At 35.1% G+C, this 6,458-nt stretch carries 6 protein-coding genes; 2 read left to right on the top strand and 4 right to left on the bottom strand.

The annotated features are described in order from the left end of the window. Window positions 1-102 precede the first annotated feature (102 nt). Both glmS and CKF58_RS07135 read right to left on the bottom strand, forming a co-directional pair. Window positions 103-2,022, bottom strand: a complete 1,920-nt coding sequence (glmS, locus tag CKF58_RS07140; RefSeq protein WP_119532408.1) for a glutamine--fructose-6-phosphate transaminase (isomerizing) — start codon at window positions 2,020-2,022, stop codon at window positions 103-105. Window positions 2,023-2,045: 23 nt separating this feature from the next. Then, complete coding sequence (locus tag CKF58_RS07135; protein ID WP_119532406.1) at window positions 2,046-2,858, bottom strand: DeoR/GlpR family DNA-binding transcription regulator; 813 nt, start codon at window positions 2,856-2,858, stop codon at window positions 2,046-2,048. A 447-nt stretch (window positions 2,859-3,305) separates the two neighbouring features. Here CKF58_RS07135 and CKF58_RS07130 point away from each other — a divergent pair, with 447 nt between their 5' ends. Together CKF58_RS07130 and CKF58_RS07125 are read left to right on the top strand one after the other, a co-directional pair. Then, window positions 3,306-4,550: a 4-hydroxybenzoate octaprenyltransferase gene (locus tag CKF58_RS07130; protein ID WP_119532404.1), complete on the top strand. Its 1,245-nt coding sequence runs from the start codon at window positions 3,306-3,308 to the stop codon at window positions 4,548-4,550. 14 nt (window positions 4,551-4,564) lie between these two features. Further along, window positions 4,565-4,924 carry a DUF5389 family protein gene (locus CKF58_RS07125; protein ID WP_119532402.1) on the top strand — a complete coding sequence of 120 codons (360 nt, stop codon included), beginning with the start codon at window positions 4,565-4,567 and terminating at the stop codon, window positions 4,922-4,924. Window positions 4,925-4,966: 42 nt separating this feature from the next. Here CKF58_RS07125 and ssb read toward each other — a convergent pair whose 3' ends face one another. Both ssb and CKF58_RS08490 read right to left on the bottom strand, forming a co-directional pair. Then, the gene (gene ssb, locus CKF58_RS07120) at window positions 4,967-6,007 is read right to left on the bottom strand and encodes a single-stranded DNA-binding protein (RefSeq protein ID WP_119532400.1); all 1,041 of its coding nucleotides are present in this window, start codon (window positions 6,005-6,007) and stop codon (window positions 4,967-4,969) included. 82 nt (window positions 6,008-6,089) lie between these two features. Then, a partial coding sequence (locus CKF58_RS08490; RefSeq protein ID WP_222987761.1) for a hypothetical protein occupies window positions 6,090-6,458 on the bottom strand: 369 nt, incomplete at its 5' end.

Here is a 6,458-nt window from a genome sequence, read left to right as displayed (position 1 = left end):
TAAATTTTCGGGAAATTAGGTTTTAATCTGGCATAAATTTGAAATAGTTGCAAGTAGCACATAAAAATAATCTCCAAGAACTTGTCTTGGAGATTATTTTTATTATTCAACTGTTACAGATTTAGCAAGATTGCGAGGCTTATCAACATCACAACCTTTTAATGAAGCTAAATAGTAAGTTAAAAGTTGTAAAGGTACAATGTATAACACTGGAGCTACAATTGGATCAATTTTTGGCATAGGAATTAGAGTTAAATTATCTCTTGGAGAGAATAACTCTAAATCATCAGTGAATACAAATGTATTACCTTTACGTGCTAATACTTCTTCAATATTAGACTTCATTTTTTCGGTTAGTTCGCAGCTTGGAGCAAGAGCAATTACCGGCATGTGCTCATCAACTAAAGCTAATGGACCGTGTTTTAATTCACCACCAGCAAAAGCTTCTGAATGCACATAAGAAAGTTCTTTTAATTTTAAGTCACCTTCTTTGGCAATTGGATACATAGTATCACGACCGATAAATAAGCAGCTGGTAATATCTTTGAATTTCTCAGCCATAGCTTTTACAGGTTCATGATTACGCAGAATTTGCTCAATATAACGCGGTAAACTTAATAAACCATCAATAATTTGTTTATTTAATTCTGGGCTAATTGTGCCTTTTACTTTAGCTAATGCTGCAGTGAACATTAGGAGTAAAGTTAATTGTGAAGTAAAGGCTTTAGTTGAAGCTACACCAATTTCAACTCCACAACGAGTAATATAACTTAAATCCGATTCACGGACAATTGAAGAAGATGGTACGTTACAAATTGTCATTGAACCTAAGAAACCACTTTCTTTAGCTTTACGTAAAGCGGCTAAAGTATCAGCAGTTTCACCAGATTGTGACATAGTAATGATTAAAGAATTTGGACGAGTTACAGTTTTACGGTAACGATATTCAGAAGCAATTTCTACATCACAACTAATACCCACAAAATCTTCAATCCAGTATTTAGCCACTAGTCCAGAGTGATACGATGTACCACATGCCACGATCATAATATGCTCTACTTTTTCTAGTAGTTGTTGCGCTTTAGGACCAATAGCATTTACTAGTACGTGGTCAGCAACAATACGACCTTCCATTGAATCAATTAGCGCTTGTGGTTGTTCAAAGATTTCTTTTAACATAAATGAATCGAAATCACCTTTAGTAACCACATTTAGATTAAGATCTGATACGACTACTTCACGTTCTACAGGACTAAAATCAGCGCTAAAGATCTCTACTTTATCTTGAGTTAAACGTACAATGTCCCCTTCTTCAAGATAAGTAAATTTACGAGTTTTTTCTAGTAAAGCTAATTGATCTGAAGCTAAATAATTACCGTCTTCACCTAGTCCTACTACTAGAGGAGAACCTGAACGAGCACCAATAAGTTCATGTGGATTATGGGTATTTAATACCGCCATCCCATAAGCACCTTCAAGTACACAAACTGCCATTTTTACGGCTGTTAAAGTATCGATTTGTGGACTGGTTAATTCTTGCGCAAAGTTTGTTTCTAGTTTAGCTTTTTGCTCGGTAGTTAAAGCTGCTGCAAGTCGATTGTTTTGCGTTAAAAAGAAGTTCACTAAGTGAGCAATAACTTCAGTATCAGTTTGTGATTTAAACTCAAATCCTTGCGCTTTTAAAAAGTGACGTAATTCGTCGTGGTTTTCGATAATACCATTGTGTACAACTACTACCGAACCTGATAAATGCGGGTGCGCATTAATTTCAGACGGTTGACCGTGTGTTGCCCAACGAGTATGTGCAATACCTGTAGTTGCTACTAAGTGAGGATAATCACTTGCTACTTTATTATCTAGTTCAGATACTTTTCCTAAGCAACGTACACGTACTAATTCACCTTGTTCACTAACTACAGCAATACCAGCTGAGTCATAACCACGATATTCTAAATGTTTTAAACCGTCAATTAATAATTTAATTGTATTTTGTTGCGAAACTGCGCCAACAATACCACACATAATATGTACTTCCTACTTTTGCCCTATTCTACATCGGCAATAATTAAACGCACTTCGTTTTTTAAGATTTGGCGTGCGTATTTTTTATCTATATGAGAATCTGTAATAATAGTGTCAATTTGCTCCCACTTTAACTCAGTGGTTGGTAATCTACGTGTACCTATTTTAGAAGATTCAATTAAAACAATTACTCGTTCAGAGATGTCTGCCATCACACTCGAGTAATTTAGACCTTCGTTTTGCGTTGTTGTCCCTGAAGCAAAATCTATACCATCTGCACCAATAAAAAGTAAATCAAAGCTATAGTGCTTTAATACTTCATTAATAATTGTGCCTTGAAAACTATCGGTCGCTGAATCATAAGCGCCACCAGTTAATAAAATTTGTGGACGCTTTGCTACTGGGATTTGTGATAAAGCAAAACCAATTTGCAGACTATTAGTCATAATCGATAGTCTTTCTTTACCATCTAAATAATTAAGCATTTGCCCAGTAGTTGATCCAGCATCAATAATGATGCGTCCATTTGATTGGATTAAACTTGCTGCTTCTTTAGCAATAGCACGTTTACGCTTGATTGATACATCTTCATCTGGCGAACCTTTTGATGAAAGATTAAGCTTAAACTCAGGCATGTGTTTATTAACTAGTTCTTTTACTGAAACAGCGCCACCAAATTTTCGAACTAATTTGCCTTGCTTTTCAAGCGCGCTCAAATCACGTCTTACCGTAATTTTACTAATTTTAAAATGCTCGCTAATTTCATCAATGCTTAAAAATTCTCGTTGTTCAACTAACGCAGCAATTTTTTCTAATCGTTCTACTTTTTTGCGCATAAGTAAATCCTAGTTAAAAGTGGTCAAGTTTTTTAAGTGATCTTCATTAACACTATGTTCGAAATGATCAATTTTTTGTCTCTATGATCAAATTCACGATTATTATAACCAAGATTTGGTGATCAATGTTATAAATTTATCATTTTTTTGTTATTTACCCCATTAAGTGATCAAAGCGATCAAAAATTACAAAATTTCAAGTATGCTTTTGCAGATTTACTCGATTGCCCAACTTTTTCTTAGTTAGATCAAAAAACTATACACCACCAACTTATATTTCAGAGCAGGAAAAGACAAATCTACACTTAAAAATCTCTCTATACTTCATATAGGCAAAATACTCTTATATCTAATACTTTAGGCTTAAATGGTGTTATAATCTAAACCATAAGGAATCCTCTTACTTGTGATTCATAAAGTTTTATTTAAAAATTTAAGCATAAATCCATGAAGACCAACCCTTTTATACGCTTAATGCGTTTCGATAAACCTGTAGGAGCTTTACTTTTACTTTATCCTACACTTATCGCTTTATTTGTTGTTAGTAATGGCACACCTAGTTTATTAAACCTAATCGTCTTTGTATTAGGCGTAATGGTAACTCGAGCAGCTGGTTGTGTTATTAATGATATTGCAGACCGAAATATTGACGATAAAGTAGCACGTACTGCTAAACGTCCTATTGCCGCTGGAGAGATTTCAGTTGGTACAGCCTTAGGTGTCTTTGGGGTCTTAGCTTTAGCTGGTATTCTGCTCTTAATTGGTTTCTTACCTAAAGCTACTTATCCTTGGGCAGCTTTATGCGTAATCTTTATGAGCTTATATCCACTTGCTAAAAGATACGTTAAAATCCCTCAAGCTGTTTTAGGTCTTGCATTCTCAATGCCAATCCCAATGGTATATGCAACCTATGGTTATAATCCTTTAATTAATATTGACGCTTGGTTAATCTTTGCTGCCAATATGTTTTGGACTGTAGCTTATGATACGCAATATGCTATTGCAGACATGGATGATGATTTAAAAATTGGCACTGTAAACTCATCTGCAATTACGTTCGGTAGACACGTTAATAAAATTGTTTTTGCTTTACAAGTAATTTATCTAGCAATTTTAGCCGTACTTGGCTTTGTAAATTACTTTAGTAGTCTATTCTACGTATGTTTAGGTATTAACTTTGCTATTTTTGTTTATCAATACTTTAGCGTAAATACCTTAGATGGTGCTACAGGTTTAAAAGCATTTAATCAAAACATTCTTGTAGGTACTATTACTTCAATCGCTATTATTTTAGGTTTAATTGGTAGTCAAACTTATAAACTCGAAAGTTTAGAATCTGATTACTATGTTTTACAAGTACAGTACCAAAAACTGCAAGAACAAGTTAATAAGCCACAGCTTACTCCTCAACCGGTAACTGTTCCAGCAAATAATCCAACTACTCCGGAAAGCACTCCACCTGCAAGTCCAAGTAACGAACCGACGCAAACTCCAGCAAGACCGGCTACTCCGACAACGCCATCAAGCGAACCGAGTAATGTCCCTGCAGATAAACCACAAGATCAGCCAACTACTCCAGAAACTCAACCAAATGAGAATCCTCAAGAGCAGCCAACTAATCCTGAAAACCAACCTGCAGAAAATCCTAATAGCTCACCAACGAATAACCCTACAAACACTCCACAAAAATAATTCAAGGGGAATCTATGAGTGAACAATCAATGAGCGAACAGAATAATAGCTCAAACGTAACAAGAGAATATAAGAGCAACTTACCTAAAGTAAGCATGTTATACGTACTTAACTTAGTATTTTGCTTTCCGATCTTTTTCTATCCATTACTAATGTTAATTTCAGCTTCTTTAAAAGAAGCTCCAGAACATTTAAAAACACTTATTCAAGTAGTTGATATTGTTATTTGGACCTACCCAGTACCATTATTTATTTTAGCTTGGGTATTCTCATTAATTTGGAAACGTAATCCAGTACTAGGTAAACGTGTAATCGTTTCGGCGATTATTATTGAACTATTATTAGTTATTGGCTTAGTAATTCTCTTAATTTAAAATAAAAAAAGCGACAGGATTAAACCTTGTCGCTTTTTTTATTTAAAATGGTAAATCGTCCTCACTAATTTGCGTAGTGTTATCTTTGTTTGACTCTTTATCGTTCGAGTCTAAACTTTTAGGAGGAGTTGCTCCAAAAGCACCTTTAAATTCTGCTTTTTCAGCTTTTACTGGAGTAATTTTTTCTTGCGCTAGAGATTTTTCTTGCTTGGCTGTTTTTTCTGCATTCGCTTGAATATTTTTATCAATATTAAAAGCATTCTTGATCCAATCAGGACTACTATCATCTACTTTAAAAGTAGGAGCTGGAGCTTGCTCATTATTAGTAATAGTAGGATTATTTATTGGATTAGGAGTTTGCTTAGATGATGCTTGAGCATTATTTTGATTAAAGGCTTTATTACTACCGCTATTAAAGCTAGGATCAAAGTTGTTAAACACTTGACCTGGAGAATTGTACATATCTTCATACGAAGGCATGAAAGCAGCATATGGATCAGCAGCACCTTCATAACCCCAATTTTGAGGAGCGGAGGTTGACATCATATTACTTTGCATGTCATTGCCACCATTTGGCGTAAAGTGTTGCATCATCCCTTGAGAGTATTGCGCAAAATGAGGTTGATTCATCCCTGTAGGATAATTATTTCCCATATTCGCTTGCATTGCATTAAAACCTGGTGCATATCCTTGCGGGAAGGTATTCATATTACCACCGCCGACCTGTTGTTCTAAATCATTGCGGGTTTGACGCACCATGGTATAGATGTTTTCGGCAATAATTTCAAACGAAGAGCGCTCGGTATTTGTTTGCTTATCCATATACCGACGCATTTTAATGCTACCTTCAACAAAAACATATGAACCTACTTCGATAGTTTTAGTAATTTTTACACCACGTTCGTTATAAACGACAATACGATGCCATTCGGTAGCTGTATTCCATTGGTTAGTATTGCGATCTAACCAAAAACTTGAGGTTGCTAAAGAAAAAGCGGCAAATTCACCAAATCTTCCTTGAATGATGTCTGGTTTACGACCTACGTTACCAATCAAGAAGACTTTATTCATATATAAAGACATAATAAGTTTCCGTTTTTAAGTTATAGTTCGGTTATATTTGACAAAGGGTCTTGCTTTGCAAGACCCTTTATCTTCTTTACATTTAGAACGGAATTGCATCGTCATCAGCAGTAGTTGTGGTAACTTCTGCTGTGCTTCCTTTCTCTTTACTTTCTTTTGCTTCTGGAGTTGGTTGATCATTTAAATCTTTACCTTGGGCAAAGCTATTATTAGCTTTAAACTCAGGCGCATTAAATGATGTATTACCAAAAGCACCATTAGCAGGTTTCTCTGCATTAAAACCACTAGCAGTAGCACCAGCACTGAAGCTGTTAGCTGGTTTAGCATTATTAAAACCACTATTAGCATTAAAACCGCTGTTATTGTTAAATCCAGCTTTAGCTTGGTTATTAAAACCGTTCTGGTTATTATTGAAGCTGTTTTGGTTGTTAAAACCGTTTTGGTTATTATT

The sequence above is a fragment of the Psittacicella hinzii genome, from assembly GCF_003585935.1.
In the GTDB taxonomy this organism is placed as follows: Bacteria; Pseudomonadota; Gammaproteobacteria; order Enterobacterales; family Psittacicellaceae; genus Psittacicella; species Psittacicella hinzii.
The sequence above is the reverse complement of the archived record's forward strand: the minus strand, read 5'-3'. Positions and strand labels throughout refer to the sequence as shown.